Origin of the sequence: Halorubrum sp. Atlit-26R, from assembly GCF_003666015.1 — an archaeon.
In the GTDB taxonomy this organism is placed as follows: Archaea; Halobacteriota; Halobacteria; order Halobacteriales; family Haloferacaceae; genus Halorubrum.
The window spans coordinates 1-15,064 of record NZ_QPLT01000022.1; the positions used below are offsets into that span (position 1 = coordinate 1).

Consider the following 15,064-nt stretch of genomic DNA (forward strand, 5'->3'; position numbering starts at 1 on the left):
ACCCAATTCCTCAAGAAGAATAACTGTATTCGAAAGTGATAGTCCAGCAAGATGGTGGCGAATACCCTTTTCAATGATCTCGCGGGGTGTCCGCTCTCGCTCCACAAACTCCAAGTCGATCCACTCGGTACACTCGGTGAGGCGGGCGGTTTTCGGCATAGAGCACTGAATCCTCGTCCCGCCTCTTCCTTAACTTAACACCGCGCCCGTCTCTAGGCCAGCTGTCTTGAGTGCTTCATTCCACGACCCGAACCGGGCTGCGTAGGTTGCTGCAGCATGAGGTCCAGAGTCGTTCATCTCATTCTGAGACGGAGGTCGTCCGAGTTCCGCAGCGAACTCCTGGAGGCGGTTGAGGAGCTCTTCGTCTGAGTACAGCTTCTTGCCCATAATTAGCGATGTGAATGAATCACTCAGTTTGGTCCCGGCTTGGTATTTGAATGTTAGTCCCGGTGTCTGCTTGCTGTCGATCTATCGCTGGCGTCTATAACCACTGAACTCGCGAGGGGGGTGCTGGTCGCCCCGCACCCATTCAGGGGCCCGAAAAACGGGATACTCTCACCGTTAACCAACACAAGGTGTTGGCTGGCTCCGATTGTTGGTTAAGACTGATCGCTACTCCTCATCCTCACGCAACTCTTCAGCCTTCCACTTGAGCCGTCGTAGAATCTGTGTCCGGCTCTGGTGGGTGTTCTCGTAGGCAACGCACGCTCGCAGCGTCTCCATGTCGTTGATCGTCGCGATGCCGGCGTTGATGAGTCGCGTGTTCGGTGGGTCGAGACGCTGTTCAGGGGACAGTTCGCTTGAATCTGGATCGTGCTCTCTTGTATCGCTCACTCCTAGTCGCCTCCATGCTTCCTGAGGCGAAAAAACAGCACCTGCCCGCTACTCGTCGTCTCCCGGTTGGATATGGCGAGCGTCCTCGGCGAGGTCGTGGATGTACTCCCGAAGCGTCTCCATGTCCTCGCGAGCGTCTTCGAGCGTCTTGCCTTTCGCTTTCGCGATCACCTCGTCCTGGTCTCGAGTCCCGGTCCCCCGTTTGAGTTTCACCGTGAGGGAGACGCCAACGTCGCTTCGCTCGACGTACTCGGTCGATGTCTGTCGCTTGTTGTTCTGTGGCGATTCAGCGTTCGTGCGTGACTGCTGCGAGTGTTCTGTCATGAATTGCTCTCTGTAACCGATTTCAGATGGACGGTGCGACTGCTTCGTCGGCTGTCTCGCGAAGGGCTGCATCTATCTCCCGCTCGGTAAGCCGCCAGCAGCCGTCGGCTCCTGTACACTCCAGCTGGCTCACGACCTCGGTCTTGAAGGACATGTACTCCGCGAGGGCGACGTCCTCGTCGTCAGTGTAGTCGAGCAGGAGCGCGAGGGCGAGTTGCGCTGGGCCACTCCCCCTGTACCCCCATTCGAAGCCCGAGGGACTGTGGTCCGCCAGCTTGAGACTCCGATCTGGCGTGAGCTGTTGTTGGTCCGATTGCTTCTCGACGATGGCGCGGCCTCGACGACGGTAACCGACGTAGATGACGTCGAGATCAGCCGAGGTCTGTGACTGTACGTGTGAACGAGGGTTGCTGATTCTACTCATAGGTTGGTTCGCGGGAGGCTCGTTCAATCACCCCCGCACCCCTCTCGGGGGTTCAAAAACAGGACGGGGCTGCGTTCGGCAACGTATTTGACAGTTCCAACGTACTGTCCAGGTATAACGGGATGGCTGTACTGGACGATCTCTCAGGGTTCGAGTTCGAGGACGTGATAGAGGACGTCTTCCGCAATCTTGGCTACGAGAACGTCCGTCAAGCCGACCGAACCGCCGATGAGGGTCGCGACGTCATCATGGAGGAGGTCGTGGACGGCACCCGGCGTGCGATCATCGTCGAGTGCAAGCACACGGGGACAGTCGGGCGGCCGGTCGTTCAGAAGCTTCACTCGGCGATCGCGACGTTCGACTTCGACGGCCCGAAACGCGGAATGGTCGTCACGACGGGTCGATTTACGAACCCTGCCGAGGAGTACGCTGCACGCCTCCAGCGGAACGACGATCCCTATCCCATCGAGCTGATCGACGGCGAGGACCTTCGGGAGATCGCCGACGAAATCGGTCTCGATCTCTACAACGGGCGCATCGAGATCCTCTGTGACGAGACGCTCCGACCGTACGATCCGGCGGCGGATGTCGACGCACCTGTCCAGGAGGCGTTCCGCGACATCGAGAACATCGAGGCCGCGGATCTGCCGGTGCCGCACTCGCAAGTGACGTTCCGACCAGTGGTTGCGATCACCGCCGACACGAACGCTGTCTTCGAGACCTCAGTCGGTGTCATCCACCGGATCAACGACCGCACACAGTTCGTTGTCCACGCTGAGCGCGGCCATCCGAAGGTGGCCGACGACGATGTCGCGACGCTGGTCACCGAGAATTTCCACGCGACGGTTCCCCTCGATACCGGGCAGTTCACCGAGGTATTCGACGACGTCGACGAACGACGGTTCGGCCAGACCCAAACGGAGTACAAGGAGTGGGCTGTTGACCGCCTCCAGGATTACCACACGACGACGGTGACCTACACCGGCGACAATAACGTCACATACAACAAGACGTGTGAGTCGAATCTCTCGGACATCTCAGTGCAATCGATTGAGCCGGTGTATCTACCTGAGGTTCGGCAGACGACAGAGATACTGGAGTACTCGTATCCGTACGAATACTATGCTGCTGGCCCCTCACGGGTCACTCTGGAGGACGGGATTCATCGCTGCGTCCACTGCGAAACGAGCGGCGTCGACGAGACGTACACCTACTGTCCGAACTGCGGGGCGATCGCCTGCGACAGTCACATCAAGACCGAACGGCTCGAAGGGGAGCCGGTCTGTACCGGCTGTGCGGTGACCGAACGGTTCGCGCTGAAGATGAAGTACTTCTACGACGAGGAGAACCTCGGCGCGTTCCGCAAGGAGTACGCCGAGATGCCACTCCACGAGAAGGCGATGGAGAACAAGCTGCTTGCTGGAGGGAGCGTGGTTGCGACGCTGCTGCTCGTCGTCGGACTACTCGTGATCGGCGGCATCATCTAACCCGTCGCAATTTTCCGCCAGACTGTGGGGTTGGGGTTACGAGACACCGTACTGCTCTTTGAGTGCCATATATTCGTCCTTCTTTGGGAGGATGACTGGCAGATCATCTGTTCTGTCGAAGTCGCCCTGAAGTGGCCGATACAACGCTTTCACAGTGGGTTCCAGGTCGTACCACTGTGCGGTCTCGACGAGTGTCTCCTGATCGATATCCTCCGCCTCGATCAGCAGCATCGAATAGCTAACCCGCCGAGATCCGCTATCCAGAAGGAGCGTATGGCATACGACTTCAGCAGCCGTTAGCTCCTCACCTGGAGCATACCAGAACGGAGGCTCGCCGGCGAGGAAAAACTGTAGACCATACGCTGCAAACCGACCCAGTCCGGTCATCTCCCAGTCCGGAGCTGCTTGGAGTGCGTCCGTATCCTCAGCGGTCTGTACGCGGACGAGAGATCGGTTCGGATCGCACCACGTGATCGTGGCGCTGGGGGCGATTTTCCGGACTCGGGCCCGATGTTCGTGCTCTACAGTAGCCCGGGCGAACGCCAACAGCGGCGAGACTTCGTCATGAAGGGCGTACTTCGAATCGGATCTGGAGAGTAGTGCTCGGTGCTTGAGCGGCGATAACGCGCTGTGGACACCTTGTCGAGTGATTCCGAGCCGGTCTGCGATATCAGCGATGTAACGTGGTCTATCGAGATACCAACACACGCGGAGTGTGGCTGGGGAGAGCAGTTCCGTCCAGTCTACGTGGCTGAACTCCGACTGCAGCGTTCGATACGCTTCGGTAACTGGATGTGCCGCGATGCGGACACGACGCTGATTGCTGGACCCACGGGTTTCTGTGAGCAATCCCGCTGCGAGCAATTCGTCGAGTACGTCGTACAGATGTTCCTGTGAATATCCGGTTTCGGCCGCGAGTTCCGCCGGTGTTGCTTTACGGCCGGTACTCAGTGCGTCAAGCACGGCGAGTCCGGCCTTCGAAATCATCTGGGTCTTTCTAAACCCCAACTATATAAATATGATTTGGGATTTTACTTGACGACTGCTTCGTCCCGGACCAGTTCTGCGAGCGCGTCCTCGAGCGACCCGTGGAATTCCCAGCTCGCCTGCTCGAAGGCCTCGTCGGTCGGGCCGTCCCAGCGGGGGAACGCGGAGTGACCGCTCACTTTGACTGTCCACTCGGTCGGCTCGTCGAACGGGTTCTCCGTCGGGAGTTCGACGACGTAGAGGTATTCCTCGTCGCCGTGGATGCCGTCGGCCGGATTCTCGACGCCGTGGCCCAGCAGGAACAGCGGCTGGTCGAGATGCTCCATATTGGACGGCTCGAGGAGATCCGCAGGCTGAGCCGCGTCGATCGTTCGCTCTGGGTCGCCATCCAGATAGAGGTCGACCGTCGAGAGCTTGTCGAGGAACACGAAGGTCGCCGCCGTGTAGCCCGGTCCCCGCTCTGCGCGGGTCGCATCGAGAAGCTCTTTCAGTTGTGCGAGATCCCGGAGGACGCTCCCGGGGTACCCGTCCGAATGCCGGTACACCTGCGCGACGCGGTCGGCGCTGCCATCTGTCTCACCGGTCTGTTCGACTCGTTGGACGAATCGGAGTTGGCTCCGTGTCGACATCGGTACCGCCGGCGCGTGTGCGCCGGCACCCATCGCCGGCGCTGAAACAACACCACACAGTCGTAGCGGGATTGCAATCCGCTACGCGAGATGTGACACCTCGTCTGGTTCCTCCACGTCGTCGAATTCACCACGCTCGACCGGCTCCCAATCCTCCCCAGGTGCTGGACTCCACCAGTCGATCTCATAGGCACCCGGTGCACCGAGGATTTTTGCCCGTGCCGAGCCGTCAGGCAGGTCGCGATGGAGCTTCTCGTCGACGTGAAGGTTCCACGTCGAGTCGGTGTCGAAGCACGCGAGCACAGCCTCCTCGTAGCCACGGTTTTCTCGGGACTCTCGGAGGATGACCTGCGTGTTACAGTTCTTGCAGAACACTCCCTCGAAGGGAATGTGGGTGAACACTTCCTGCCCGCAGACGGGGCACCAGAGGAACTCGAACAGTGCCTCGCTGTGTCGGTCGAGTACTTCGAGACTCATTGTTGGACCGACCCGGTTCGACCGGGTCACTCTCTCCGCCCCGGCCGAAAAACACCCTGTGTGCGTACGTTCTCAGCGTTCAGGGCCGTAGACGATGCGGGAGGGGGCTTCGTACCCACAGTCCGGACAGTCGTACCACCGCTGTACCTTCACTCCATTAGCTGTCTTCTCGCCGACGAGGACATCGTCGTTCGGACACTCCGGACAGTTCAGTTCGGGCGCTGGCCGCTCCCGAAGCGCATCCCGGAACGTTGTCGCCTCCTTCGTCTCGAAGGCTCGCGACCACACCGGATAGCCGTCGACGAGGATCGCCCCGCGCCACTTGTACCGGTATGAGTCCGGCGTCCGGTGTAGGACGGCGCGTGCTCCGGTCTCGGTGTTCCGATACGCGAGTGTCGGCGAGCGGCTCTCGCGTCGCCAATTAGTGATCGGAGGCATTATTCAGAAGTGGACGTCAGCGGGTACGATCCAGAGCTCTTCACTCTCCTCGAGGAGTCGATCCAGCTGTCCACGGTGGCGAATGCCGGTTCCGTGTTCGGTGTACAGGAAGATCGTCGGGCCGTCGTACGCACCGACCTTATGGAAGGCGTGCCGGGCGAGGTCCTCGTCGCGCATGATCTCCTCGTCGGAGAGCTCCTCGATGGCTTCTCTCACTCGATCGAGATTACGCTGGAATTCCTCCTTCGTCGCCTCCCAGCCCCGGACGAGCAGGTCTTCGCCGTCATCGGAGTCGACGGGGGCTGTAGTCGGCAACTCACCCCATCGAGCCTTCCCCGCAACGGACGTGTCCTCCTCATCAAAACAGACGTAGTAGTCGAAGACGGCGCCGGCGCGTGGGTCCGCGCCGACCAGGCGGTCGAACACCGTCTTTCCGGTGGCCAGGGCGTCGTCGTGGGTCGATTCTTCTACCAGAGCGTAAATCACCATGTGCATCTCGAACACCTCGAAACGCCGACGCACTGGGTGTCGTTACTCGCTCCAGCTGCGCCGGCACCCATCGCCGGCGCTCGAAAAACCTGCTCGTGACGGCGGATTCTCAGGCTTCGTCCGTTCGTTCGACAGTGATGGTCAGGTCGCCCGATTCGTAGTCAGCCTCGAAGTCGACCATGAACGTGTCCGCCTCGCAAGCGGCGTGGTAAGCACGGTGGCGTTCGAGCGAGCCTGTCGCCTTGAAGTGGAAGAATGCGGCCGCCGTGTAGGGCTTGCTCTGTGTTTCGACCTGCGACTCGACGGAAGCGGGAAGCGCGATCTGGGGCGTCTCTGTGTCGATACTCGCAGCGAACTCTTTCGCTTCTTCGACGGTTGCTTGCGAATGTGCCGGTGTCTCGCCGGTGAGCACGTTCACCGGGGTTTCCGTCTCGTCGGTGAACAGGACGTCTTCGAAGGTGTGTGTCCCGAGGATCGCCTCAGGATCCAACTCGCAGTCGTGAAACGGGTCGTCGTCTGAGGTCATCGAATCACGAGCCTACGGCGGGGCTCACCCATTCTGACCCCTGAAAAACAGGACCTGCCACGAAGCAGATCGAACTAGGAGTAGTTCAGGCTCGCCTTCTCGAAGGGTGACTCTCCGGTCGGAATGAGCAGCTCCCGTCGGTCTCCGACTCGCTCAGCGAGCTTCCGTTTCAGGTACTGTCTCGCCGTCGACGGCGTGAAGACGCTCTTGTCGAGCATATCGCCGACGACGTCTTTGAGGGCCGCGAACTGTCCCTGGAGGTGGCCGTCGCCGACCGGCTCGCCGTCGTACCAGCGCACTGTCGCGAGCGCGCCGTTCCCGACTGTCTCTCCCTGTTCGACCGTCTCCGAGTCGTACTGGAGCCCGAACCACAGCGTCCGGTAGGCGGTCACCTCGAACGTCGTCGACACCACGAAGAACGCCTCGTGGTGGAGGTAGTCGAGATGGTCCGCGACGATCTCGTTGAGGGCGAGCCTGGTGGCGCGGGGTTTCGGCTCGACGACCGTCGACTGTCGATCCTCGCCAGCGAGCTAGCCGTCGACCGCATCTGCCTCGAGGCCATCGGCCAGTTCCGCCAGCAGCTGTTTCGCCCACTTGGAGTCGGTGTCGTCACCACCGAACGGCGATTCAGCCGAAATTCGGTGCTTGAGCTTGAGGTTCGCTGCGCCCCAATGGCTGTAGTGGAGCGTGTACTGTCCGTCCGTACGTTCGTACGCAACAAGTGCGCGATGTCCCATCGAGCAATCACCTCACAGGGCGACCGCGACTGGATCGCCCCGCACCCCTCCCGGGGGACGAACAACTCTACTCGTCGATCGGGTCGAGGGAACTGAGGTCCGCGTGGAGGACTTCGCCGTCGCGAACGACGTACCGCTTGGCCAGGACTGGGAAGCGGCACTTGGTGAACCCCGCCGTCTGGATATCGAACTCTTCGTCGGCTTCGAGGTGGTCGGCGAGTTCTCGCAGGAATTCGTGGGTCACGATGCCGCCCTCGTAGTCTGGGAGGCCGTTCTCCCGCGCCTCGTACACCTCGAAGTCGTCGTACCCCCAGATGGTGAGCTCTCCGTCTTCGGTCACCTCCCAGTCGAGCGTCCCGAAGCAGTAGCTCTCACAGAGCTCGCGGACTGCCTGCGGATCCGATACGATCACGCCAGTCGACGTCGTCGCAGCTTGCAGTGTCGCCATGTCTGGACTTCACGGGGTCGCCCCCGCACCCCTGTCGGGGGCGATAAACCGACGCGAGAGTTGCCTCCCGAGGCGTGGCCGGCGACGCCAGTTAGGAGTCTGCGTGGGCGTCCGCCCCGGCTCCGTCGCCCGGCTGCGTGAGAAGGCTCACCTCCTCCAGGAGGTCTCTCGCGGTCTCGACTCGCTCTCGATCCGCGTCGTCCAACCGGTTGACGTCGAGTCGGTTGAGATTGCTGAGTATACGATACATCCGGTATCCCTGTTTGAACTCTTGCTCCATCGGAAGCGCCTCACCGCTCACCGGCGCGGAAAGACCCACCATCGAGACTGGCGTCGGGCTTGTAGGAGGTCACGCTCTTAGCAGTAGGTCAAAGCACTCTTTCTTCATTCTAAAACCGGTCTGGAACGTCTGGTAAATAGGTGTGCGTAGTTTACAGGTCGCGTTAAGTTAGAGGATGAGGCGGACGAGTTCTGAGTGTCTATGACAGAATTCGACCGCCTCAGCGGACGTATCGCGTGGATCGACTTGTCGTTTGTGGAGCGAGATCGAACGCCGCGCTGGGGGATTGAAGTAGGGATCCGCTGTCACTTGGCCGGTATGTCATTACGTGAGATAAGTATACTTCTCGAAAGCTTTGGGATCGATCGGAGTCACGTCGCTATTCACAACTGGGTTCGTAAAGCTAATTTACAGCCGGTCTCGACCGTCTCCGAGGATCAACTCGCGGTTGACGAAAAGATGATCCGCCTCCACGGCCAGCAGTTCTGGCTGTACGGTGCGGTTGATCCACAGACGAACAAAATCCTCCACGTAAGCCTCTATCCAACCGGAAATAAACAGACGACGCGATGGTTTCTGACCGAGCTACACCGGCGTTATCAGCTCAATGACGTGGAATTTCTCGTCGATGACGCAGACTATCTTGGGCCAGTTCTTGCTGAAGACGGGTACCGATTTCAAATCATTCAACATGGAAATCGGAATTCCATTGAACGTGTCTTTCGAGAGATAGAACGATGAACATCATCGTTTGCGAATAGTTTCAGCAATGTCGCGCTAGAGACTGCTCAAAACTGGCTCGAAACCTTCGCCGTCTCCTACAATTCACGCCAAACTTAACGCGACCGTTTACATTAACCGCTCTATCATATCGGCCGTGGGAGATCAGCTCTCACAGGCCTTGCATTCGAGGATGTCTCGGCTGAACTTCTGTGCGGCGTTCACGCTGTGTTGGTAGTAGAGACTCTTCACCCCTTTCTTCCAAGCCTCGATGTAGAGTTGGTTGATCTCCTTGACGCTCACTTCGCTCGGATCGATCGAGACGTTCAGGCTCTGTGCCTGATCGATATGTTTCTGCCGCTGCGCTGCCTGGTTGATGATCGCCATCTGTGGGATCTCGGCGAAGGTTTTGAACACCTCCTTCTCCTCGTCGGTCAGGCAGTCGAGGTGTTGCACGCTCCCGTCGTTCTGTGCGATGCTGTCCCAAACCTCGCGCTCGTCTCTGCCTCGCTCTTTCAGTATCGCCTCAAGGAACCGGTTCTTTTGCGTCGACTTCAGCTTCGCACCGTCGCGAACGAAGTAGTTCGATTTCAGCGGTTCGATGCTCGGACTGACCTGCCCCAGGATGACACTGCTGGATTTCGTCGGGGCCACGCTCATCGTCGTCGCGTTCCGGCGACCGTAGCCCTCGAGCACCTCCGGCTCGCCGAACTCGTCGGCGAGCCGACGACTCTCCTCGTAACTTCGCTCCTTGATCGTGCGGAAGATTGCCTCGTTTTTTTCCATGGCCTTCATACTGTCGAACGGAATCATCTCGCTCTGGAGGTAGCTGTGCCAGCCGAGGACGCCGATGCCGATCGCCCTGTGCCGTTTCGCAAACCGTACTGGGCGTTCCATGAACTGCGTCCCCTCCGCCTCTTGGATGAACTCCTCCATGACAGCGTCGAGGAACCGCGTCAGCGTCTCTACTGCGTCGGTATCCTTCCACTCGTCGTAGTGGAGCGCGTTCATCGACGAGAGACAACAGACGAAACTCTCGTTTGGCGTGGCTGGCAGCGCGATCTCGGTACACAGGTTGGAGCCGTTGATCTCGTAGCCCCTGTCCTTGTAGACCTGTGGCTTCCCGTCATTCATGTTGTCCCGGAAGATGATATACGGGACACCGATGTTAATCCGCGTCTCTATGATTTCTGCCCACGTCTCTCGCTTCTCCTCGTCGCCATCGACCATCGCCCGGAACCAATCGTCACCGATGATGACGCCGTAGTAGATGTCCTGTACGGGGTCGCCCTCGGTCTTGATGTTGAGCCACTCGTCTAGGTCGTCGTGTTCAACGTCGATGTACCCCGCGAACTGGCCGCGCCGCGTCTCGCCCTGGCTGACGACGTTGATGATAGTGTCGAACAGCTCGGTGAAGCTGTAGCTCCCGTTGCTCTTGCCGTTGTTCGTGATCGGGCTGCCTCGGGGCCGGATTTCGCCGAAGTACCCGCTGGTCCCGCCGCCCAGCTTGGTCATCTCGCCCACTTCGGCCTGCGTGTAGAGGATGCTCTCCATGTTGTCCTCCATGTAACTACCGAAGCAGCTGATGGGCAGGCCTCGGTCCAGACCGAAGTTCGACCACACCGGACTCGCAAGGCTGTAGAAGCCCCGACTCATGTAGTCGTAGAACTTGTCCGCGAAGCCGTCGTCGTCCAGGATCTCCTCGGCCCGCTCCGCGATCTCCCTGACCCGCTCCTCGGCCGTGACGCCCTCGATCAGGTACCCGTCGTCGAGGAACGCCCGGCTGTCCTCGTTCAGCCAGTAGAACGGTTCCTCGTGCTGCTGGTTGACCTCGTTGAGTGCTGGTTCTGTTTGTGCCATCGTTAGAACATGTCCTCCGCGGTGACGCTCTGTGCGTGTTTGTTGTACGTGGTCGACCGCTTGCTGAAGAAGTCGTTATCCTTTGTCATCATGATGTCCTCGTCGAACCACCGTGTCTCCTCGAGCAGGTCATCGTCCGGGTCGAATATCGGCTCGACACCGACGTTCTCGAGACTCTGGTTGAACCGGTCCCGCAAGAACGCGTCGACGTGCGCCCGGGGAAGGAACTCCAGTTCGCCCTCACTGAAGATCCAGTCCAGTATCTTCATCTCTGCCTCGAACGCCTGCTGACAGGCCGCTTGGACCTCTTCTTCGAAGTCCTCGTCGAAGAGGTCCGGATTCTCCTCGCGAATCGTCTCCACGAGTTCGACACCGAACAGTCCGTGAATCTGCTCCTCCTTGCTGGTCGCTTCGACAGCGTTCGCGATCCCCTTGAATTTCTTTTCGTGTTTGTCGAAGCTCGTCATGATGAGGAACTGCGAGAACAGCGAGACGTGCTCGACGAACGTGGAGAACAGCAGGAGACTCATCACGTACTCCTCTTTGTCGTCGCTCTCGCTCTTCTCGAGGTACTCGTCGAGGTAGTCGATCCGCTCCTCGATTGCGGGGACGGCAGTCACCTCCTCGAAGTCCTCCGTGATCCCCAAGATGTCGAGGAGGTGGCTGTACGCGTCCATATGTCTGACCTCGCTCTCCGCGAAGGTCATGCCGACGTTCCCGATCTCCGCTTTGGGCATCTCGTCGTAGATGTCTGCCCAGAAGGTCTTGACTTGGACCTCGATCTGCGCGATGGCCAGCATCGTCCGCTTGATGACGGTCTTCTCGGCGGGAGTCGTGTTGACCTTGAAGTCTTGAACGTCTCCTGAGAAGTTGAACTCCGTGTGAACCCAGTAGCTGTTTCGTATCGCGTCTTTGTACTCGAGGACGTCGGGGTACTCGTACGGTTTGAGCTGCGTTCGTTCGGAGAAGATGTCGGTCTCCGGATCTCTGCCTGTGGTTTTGTTTTCAGTCATTGGCACGTACCCCGGAGGAATCGTCCTCTGTTGGTTGGTTTCTGTTTCCGTTGTTCTCTGTACGTCTTGACGTGGGTCATGCTCGCCCGGTCAAGGATTGACCGAACATTCGTTTGAGCTGCGTATGTTTGTGTCATAGTGAGCTGTTCGAGGCTTCGAAGTCATCGAGTTCTGCATCCAAGACTGCGTCAAGTTCTCTCAGGAACTCCTGTGGCTCAGAGAATGCTTTGTAAACGGAGACAAATCGAATGTAGGCTACCTTATCGAGCGTACGGAGGTTCTCAGAGACGAGTTCGCCGATAAGACTCGAAGAGACGATACGTGCCTCTCGATCTTGCAGTTCGCTCTCGATATCGTCGACGAGAGCGGTCACTGTTGTCTCGGTCACATCTCGCTTCTCAACGGCTCGCTCGATCCCTGCGCGGAGTTTCTGTCGGTCGAACGATTCGATGGTACCGTCGCGTTTTTTCACCTGGAGTGACTCCCACTCCGGACGTTCGTAGGTCGTAAAGCGGAACGAACAGCGTTGACACTCGCGGCGCCGTCGGACGGAGGTTCCGTCGGCACTAGTCCCTGTATCGATGACGCGTGTTCGCTCGTTCCCGCAATCCGGGCAGTTCATAGTTGTCACTACTTAATCCTCCAGGGTCTTAACCCCAGATGTGGGGGCTCTCGATTTTGACCGCAATATCTGGTGGTGAGGACTGTCACATAAAGCTTACCCAATTGAATTGATGTAGTACAACTAAAATTGAATAGTGGGCGCGGAAAATTGGGATCATCTGCATTGAGTGACCCAGTCTCAACTATTGCTCTCCATCCCCTCACGTAGCGATTAGTATTCTATCTGTAGTTATCGATTTTACATCAGTTAGCGGCTGCGAGTCTGAACAAGGAAATCGTACTTCCTATTACTGTTAACCAACGAACCCCGGAGCCACCTGCAGAGATGTTGGTTAATCGACGCCCAGCACTGGCCCTACTCGAGACTGGGTCCGTAGCGAGCCGAGCCACACACCCGACACTCCCAGATCGGTTGGCCCGTCCACGCCTCATCCGGGACCGACTCGTGGGTCTTGAACTGGTGATCAGTCGCTCGTCCACAGTTTTCACAGTCGAGTTCCTGCGTCGTCGGTACCGACGATACGTGGCGATCAGCCGCAGCCTCGCCTCTGGATTCGGTCAGCGCCATCGCTGGAACCAGCCACACCGCGTCGTCGGCGTCATTGAGGACCCCGTCGAGACGCGACGCGTCGCGGATGCCGTCCCCACGCTGGTCGTAGAGCCGCGTCGGGGCCTGCTCCTGACGCTCCGACGCTTCCTGCCCGTTCCATCCTGTCTGGTCACGGGCGGCACTGAGAAGCCGCTCTCCCTCCTCTGCCGACACCTGTACCGCGTCACGGAGTGAGGGCCATTGTTCGGCCAGCTGGCGCGCCGGCGCCTCGTCGAGATCGTAGATGAGTGAGTAGTCGTTGACGGCCGGCTCCGCATCGTTGGCAGCAAGAAGGTTCCCCGCGGCGCCACCCTTCGCGACGGCGCCGTAGAACGTGGTCGACTCGACGACCAGGTGGACGATGCCGAGGAACGTCGTCGACGCTGTCTCGTCCGTGCTAGTGACGTCACCATCGAGATGGTTGGTGAGACAGAACCGGCATTTCGTCTGGCCGTCTGGGACTGACGCCCCACAGGACCGGCACTTGCTGTCGTCGGCCGTCGGCGCATCAGGGTAGCCACCAGCGTTCGTCGCGACGCGTTGCCGCCGGGGGGCACCCTCACAGCCGTCGTCCAGCATTGTGTCCGGAATGTGGGACGCCTCGCCGGTCGGCCGCAGTTCCTCGAAATCCAGATAGCGATCACGCATCGATTGGTGTAGTTTGTCTCGGATTCGTACTTCAACTTCAGGACCAGTAGTCCGCTCCGTCTCCCGTTTGAGTATAGGCCATAAACTAAGTCATGCGAACATTTTATACTTCATGAGAAAGTAGATGGGAGTAGCAACTGGGGTTCCTATGAGCAGTAACGACACTAAGCACGTGCAAACTGAACTGAACGAGGACGAATACGAACGCTTCCGGGAGTTTGCGAGAGAACACGGCCTCTCGCTGAAAGAAGCCGGCCACGAGGCGCTTCTCGAGTGGATCGAACGCCAGCAGCAAGCTGACCCAAACGACCCGGCGTTCACCGTCCTCGACGAGCTTGATGACGAGTCCCTTCCAGCGTCGTCAGCGACTGACGTTCGCGAGGAAGACGATCTCGTCGACGAGTGGCACGGGAGCGACGGGTCGTTCACGCTCGCTGACGACCCGTCCGCGCAATCCTGAATTCGGATGGCTGAACCAGTTGACACCCCGATCGGGACGATCACGCCCGAGCATTTTCGTCCAGGGCACGTCCGACATCAGGTCGTCGTCGGTCCGAAGTTCCTGTACACCTTATTTAACCCTCAGGATCAGCTGCACCCAGTTTCGCGGGCGTTCATGGCGTTCGTCCGCGACGGTGACCTCCCCTATCGTCGCCTCATCGTCAACGATCACATCGTCGACGAGGCCGCAACCCGGTTGAAAAAGCAAGCGTCGATGCGGAACGCCGCGTCGTTCCTGACGACACTGGATGAGAGCACGCTGTATCAGTTCGAATCCGTTTCCGAGGACGTTTTTGATGATGCTAAAGCAACGTTCGTTGAGTGGACGGATCTGGATGCGTCACTCACCGATTTCACTGTTGCAGCCCATATGGAGGCCTTAGAGGTCGACCATATCCTAACGTACGACCGACACTACGATGCGTTCGATGTGACAACGCTTCCGTATCGCAATCAGGACTAGCGGTCCCACGCATGTCCGAATATTCGCGAGATGGCGCTCCGTCGTGGACTGCGTCGATGAGCACTCGTGACCGTATTCGAGCGGTCACCGAGACGCTTCGCGAACCACGGTCGGTCAACTGGATTAGCGAGCAGGCCGACGCCGCCTGGAGCACGACCAACGAGGAGCTCCAGGATCTTGTTGACCAGGGCCAGCTGCGCCGCGTCGAGGCCGGCGAGACAACGCGCTACCAGCCGGACTACACGAGCCTGCTCTTCGAGGAGATTCGCACGCTCATTGAGGAGAACACCCGCGAGGAGCTGCGCAACGAATTGTCCGCGATCACCGAAGAGATCGAAGAGTGGCAGGCCACCTACGACATCGAGACGTGGGAGGAGCTCGAACAGTCGCTCGCCGACGGCGACCTCGCAAGTGCCGAGCTTCGCGAACGCCGTGACGTGATCACGCGGTGGGAGGAGAATCTGGAAGACCGTCGCCTCATCAAGCACGGGTTGGCGCTATATTCGGATGTCGAAGCCGCTCGCGAGCAGATGGTGGATGTGGCTGACCGCGCCATCCGCTAATTC

The 15,064-nt window shown here is 59.1% G+C and carries 20 protein-coding genes and 3 pseudogenes; 5 read left to right on the top strand and 18 right to left on the bottom strand.

Annotated elements, in window-relative coordinates; translation table 11 throughout:
• From DVK07_RS23740 to DVK07_RS17405, 5 genes and pseudogenes are all read right to left on the bottom strand, one after another.
• Positions 1-159, bottom strand: a pseudogene (locus tag DVK07_RS23740) (IS6 family transposase); the annotation flags it as partial.
• Positions 160-189: 30 nt separating this feature from the next.
• A complete protein-coding gene (locus tag DVK07_RS24410; protein ID WP_158603176.1) occupies positions 190-387 on the bottom strand; it encodes a homing endonuclease associated repeat-containing protein in 198 nt (65 codons plus the stop codon).
• Between the two features lie 225 nt (positions 388-612).
• A complete protein-coding gene (locus DVK07_RS17395; RefSeq protein ID WP_121598203.1) occupies positions 613-834 on the bottom strand; it encodes a hypothetical protein in 222 nt (73 codons plus the stop codon).
• Positions 835-882: 48 nt separating this feature from the next.
• Entirely contained in the window at positions 883-1,158 is a 276-nt protein-coding gene (locus DVK07_RS17400) for a hypothetical protein (RefSeq protein ID WP_121598204.1), read from the bottom strand.
• A gap of 22 nt (positions 1,159-1,180) precedes the next feature.
• A complete protein-coding gene (locus DVK07_RS17405) occupies positions 1,181-1,582 on the bottom strand; it encodes a DUF6166 domain-containing protein (RefSeq protein WP_121598205.1) in 402 nt (133 codons plus the stop codon).
• 122 nt (positions 1,583-1,704) lie between these two features.
• Between DVK07_RS17405 and DVK07_RS17410 the strand changes: the two genes are divergently transcribed.
• Positions 1,705-3,069: a restriction endonuclease gene (locus tag DVK07_RS17410; protein ID WP_121598206.1), complete on the top strand. Its 1,365-nt coding sequence runs from the start codon at positions 1,705-1,707 to the stop codon at positions 3,067-3,069.
• A gap of 36 nt (positions 3,070-3,105) precedes the next feature.
• Here the strand turns inward: DVK07_RS17410 and DVK07_RS17415 are convergent, their stop codons facing one another.
• The 9 genes and pseudogenes from DVK07_RS17415 to DVK07_RS17455 form a co-directional block, all read right to left on the bottom strand.
• A complete protein-coding gene (locus DVK07_RS17415) occupies positions 3,106-4,056 on the bottom strand; it encodes a winged helix DNA-binding protein (RefSeq protein ID WP_121598207.1) in 951 nt (316 codons plus the stop codon).
• Positions 4,057-4,100: 44 nt separating this feature from the next.
• Positions 4,101-4,685, bottom strand: coding sequence for a hypothetical protein (locus DVK07_RS17420; protein ID WP_121598242.1), 585 nt, complete (start codon positions 4,683-4,685; stop codon positions 4,101-4,103).
• An 81-nt stretch (positions 4,686-4,766) separates the two neighbouring features.
• Complete coding sequence (locus tag DVK07_RS17425; protein ID WP_121598243.1) at positions 4,767-5,162, bottom strand: hypothetical protein; 396 nt, start codon at positions 5,160-5,162, stop codon at positions 4,767-4,769.
• A 72-nt stretch (positions 5,163-5,234) separates the two neighbouring features.
• A complete protein-coding gene (locus DVK07_RS17430) occupies positions 5,235-5,600 on the bottom strand; it encodes a hypothetical protein (protein WP_121598208.1) in 366 nt (121 codons plus the stop codon).
• A 3-nt stretch (positions 5,601-5,603) separates the two neighbouring features.
• The gene (locus tag DVK07_RS17435; protein WP_121598244.1) at positions 5,604-6,095 is read right to left on the bottom strand and encodes a hypothetical protein; all 492 of its coding nucleotides are present in this window, start codon (positions 6,093-6,095) and stop codon (positions 5,604-5,606) included.
• Positions 6,096-6,198: 103 nt separating this feature from the next.
• Positions 6,199-6,615, bottom strand: coding sequence for a hypothetical protein (locus tag DVK07_RS17440; protein ID WP_121598209.1), 417 nt, complete (start codon positions 6,613-6,615; stop codon positions 6,199-6,201).
• A gap of 74 nt (positions 6,616-6,689) precedes the next feature.
• Positions 6,690-7,352, bottom strand: a pseudogene (locus DVK07_RS17445) (DUF6735 family protein).
• Between the two features lie 67 nt (positions 7,353-7,419).
• Positions 7,420-7,800, bottom strand: coding sequence for a hypothetical protein (locus DVK07_RS17450; protein WP_121598210.1), 381 nt, complete (start codon positions 7,798-7,800; stop codon positions 7,420-7,422).
• A 91-nt stretch (positions 7,801-7,891) separates the two neighbouring features.
• Positions 7,892-8,080 (bottom strand): hypothetical protein, encoded by a 189-nt coding sequence (locus DVK07_RS17455; RefSeq protein ID WP_121598245.1) that lies wholly within the window; start codon positions 8,078-8,080, stop codon positions 7,892-7,894.
• A gap of 201 nt (positions 8,081-8,281) precedes the next feature.
• Between DVK07_RS17455 and DVK07_RS17460 the strand changes: the two are divergent.
• Positions 8,282-8,920: pseudogene (locus DVK07_RS17460) on the top strand (IS6 family transposase).
• 45 nt (positions 8,921-8,965) lie between these two features.
• On the opposite strand, the gene DVK07_RS17465 reads toward DVK07_RS17460, so the two are convergent.
• The 4 genes from DVK07_RS17465 to DVK07_RS17480 all read right to left on the bottom strand — a co-directional run bounded on the left by DVK07_RS17465 (position 8,966) and on the right by DVK07_RS17480 (position 13,534).
• The gene (locus DVK07_RS17465) at positions 8,966-10,660 is read right to left on the bottom strand and encodes a ribonucleoside-diphosphate reductase subunit alpha (protein WP_121598211.1); all 1,695 of its coding nucleotides are present in this window, start codon (positions 10,658-10,660) and stop codon (positions 8,966-8,968) included.
• 2 nt (positions 10,661-10,662) lie between these two features.
• Entirely contained in the window at positions 10,663-11,673 is a 1,011-nt protein-coding gene (locus tag DVK07_RS17470) for a ribonucleotide-diphosphate reductase subunit beta (protein ID WP_121598212.1), read from the bottom strand.
• Positions 11,674-11,806: 133 nt separating this feature from the next.
• The gene (gene nrdR, locus DVK07_RS17475; protein ID WP_121598213.1) at positions 11,807-12,295 is read right to left on the bottom strand and encodes a transcriptional regulator NrdR; all 489 of its coding nucleotides are present in this window, start codon (positions 12,293-12,295) and stop codon (positions 11,807-11,809) included.
• A gap of 357 nt (positions 12,296-12,652) precedes the next feature.
• The gene (locus tag DVK07_RS17480) at positions 12,653-13,534 is read right to left on the bottom strand and encodes a hypothetical protein (RefSeq protein ID WP_121598214.1); all 882 of its coding nucleotides are present in this window, start codon (positions 13,532-13,534) and stop codon (positions 12,653-12,655) included.
• Between the two features lie 148 nt (positions 13,535-13,682).
• Here DVK07_RS17480 and DVK07_RS17485 point away from each other — a divergent pair, with 148 nt between their 5' ends.
• Genes DVK07_RS17485 through DVK07_RS17495 form a run of 3 tightly spaced genes read left to right on the top strand, consistent with a single transcriptional unit; the run spans position 13,683 to position 15,061 of the window.
• Entirely contained in the window at positions 13,683-13,994 is a 312-nt protein-coding gene (locus tag DVK07_RS17485) for a hypothetical protein (RefSeq protein WP_121598215.1), read from the top strand.
• Between the two features lie 6 nt (positions 13,995-14,000).
• The gene (locus DVK07_RS17490; RefSeq protein WP_233565506.1) at positions 14,001-14,498 is read left to right on the top strand and encodes a type II toxin-antitoxin system VapC family toxin; all 498 of its coding nucleotides are present in this window, start codon (positions 14,001-14,003) and stop codon (positions 14,496-14,498) included.
• Between the two features lie 11 nt (positions 14,499-14,509).
• On the top strand, positions 14,510-15,061 hold the full coding sequence (locus DVK07_RS17495) for a hypothetical protein (protein ID WP_121598216.1): 552 nt from the start codon (positions 14,510-14,512) through the stop codon (positions 15,059-15,061).
• Positions 15,062-15,064 lie beyond the last annotated feature (3 nt).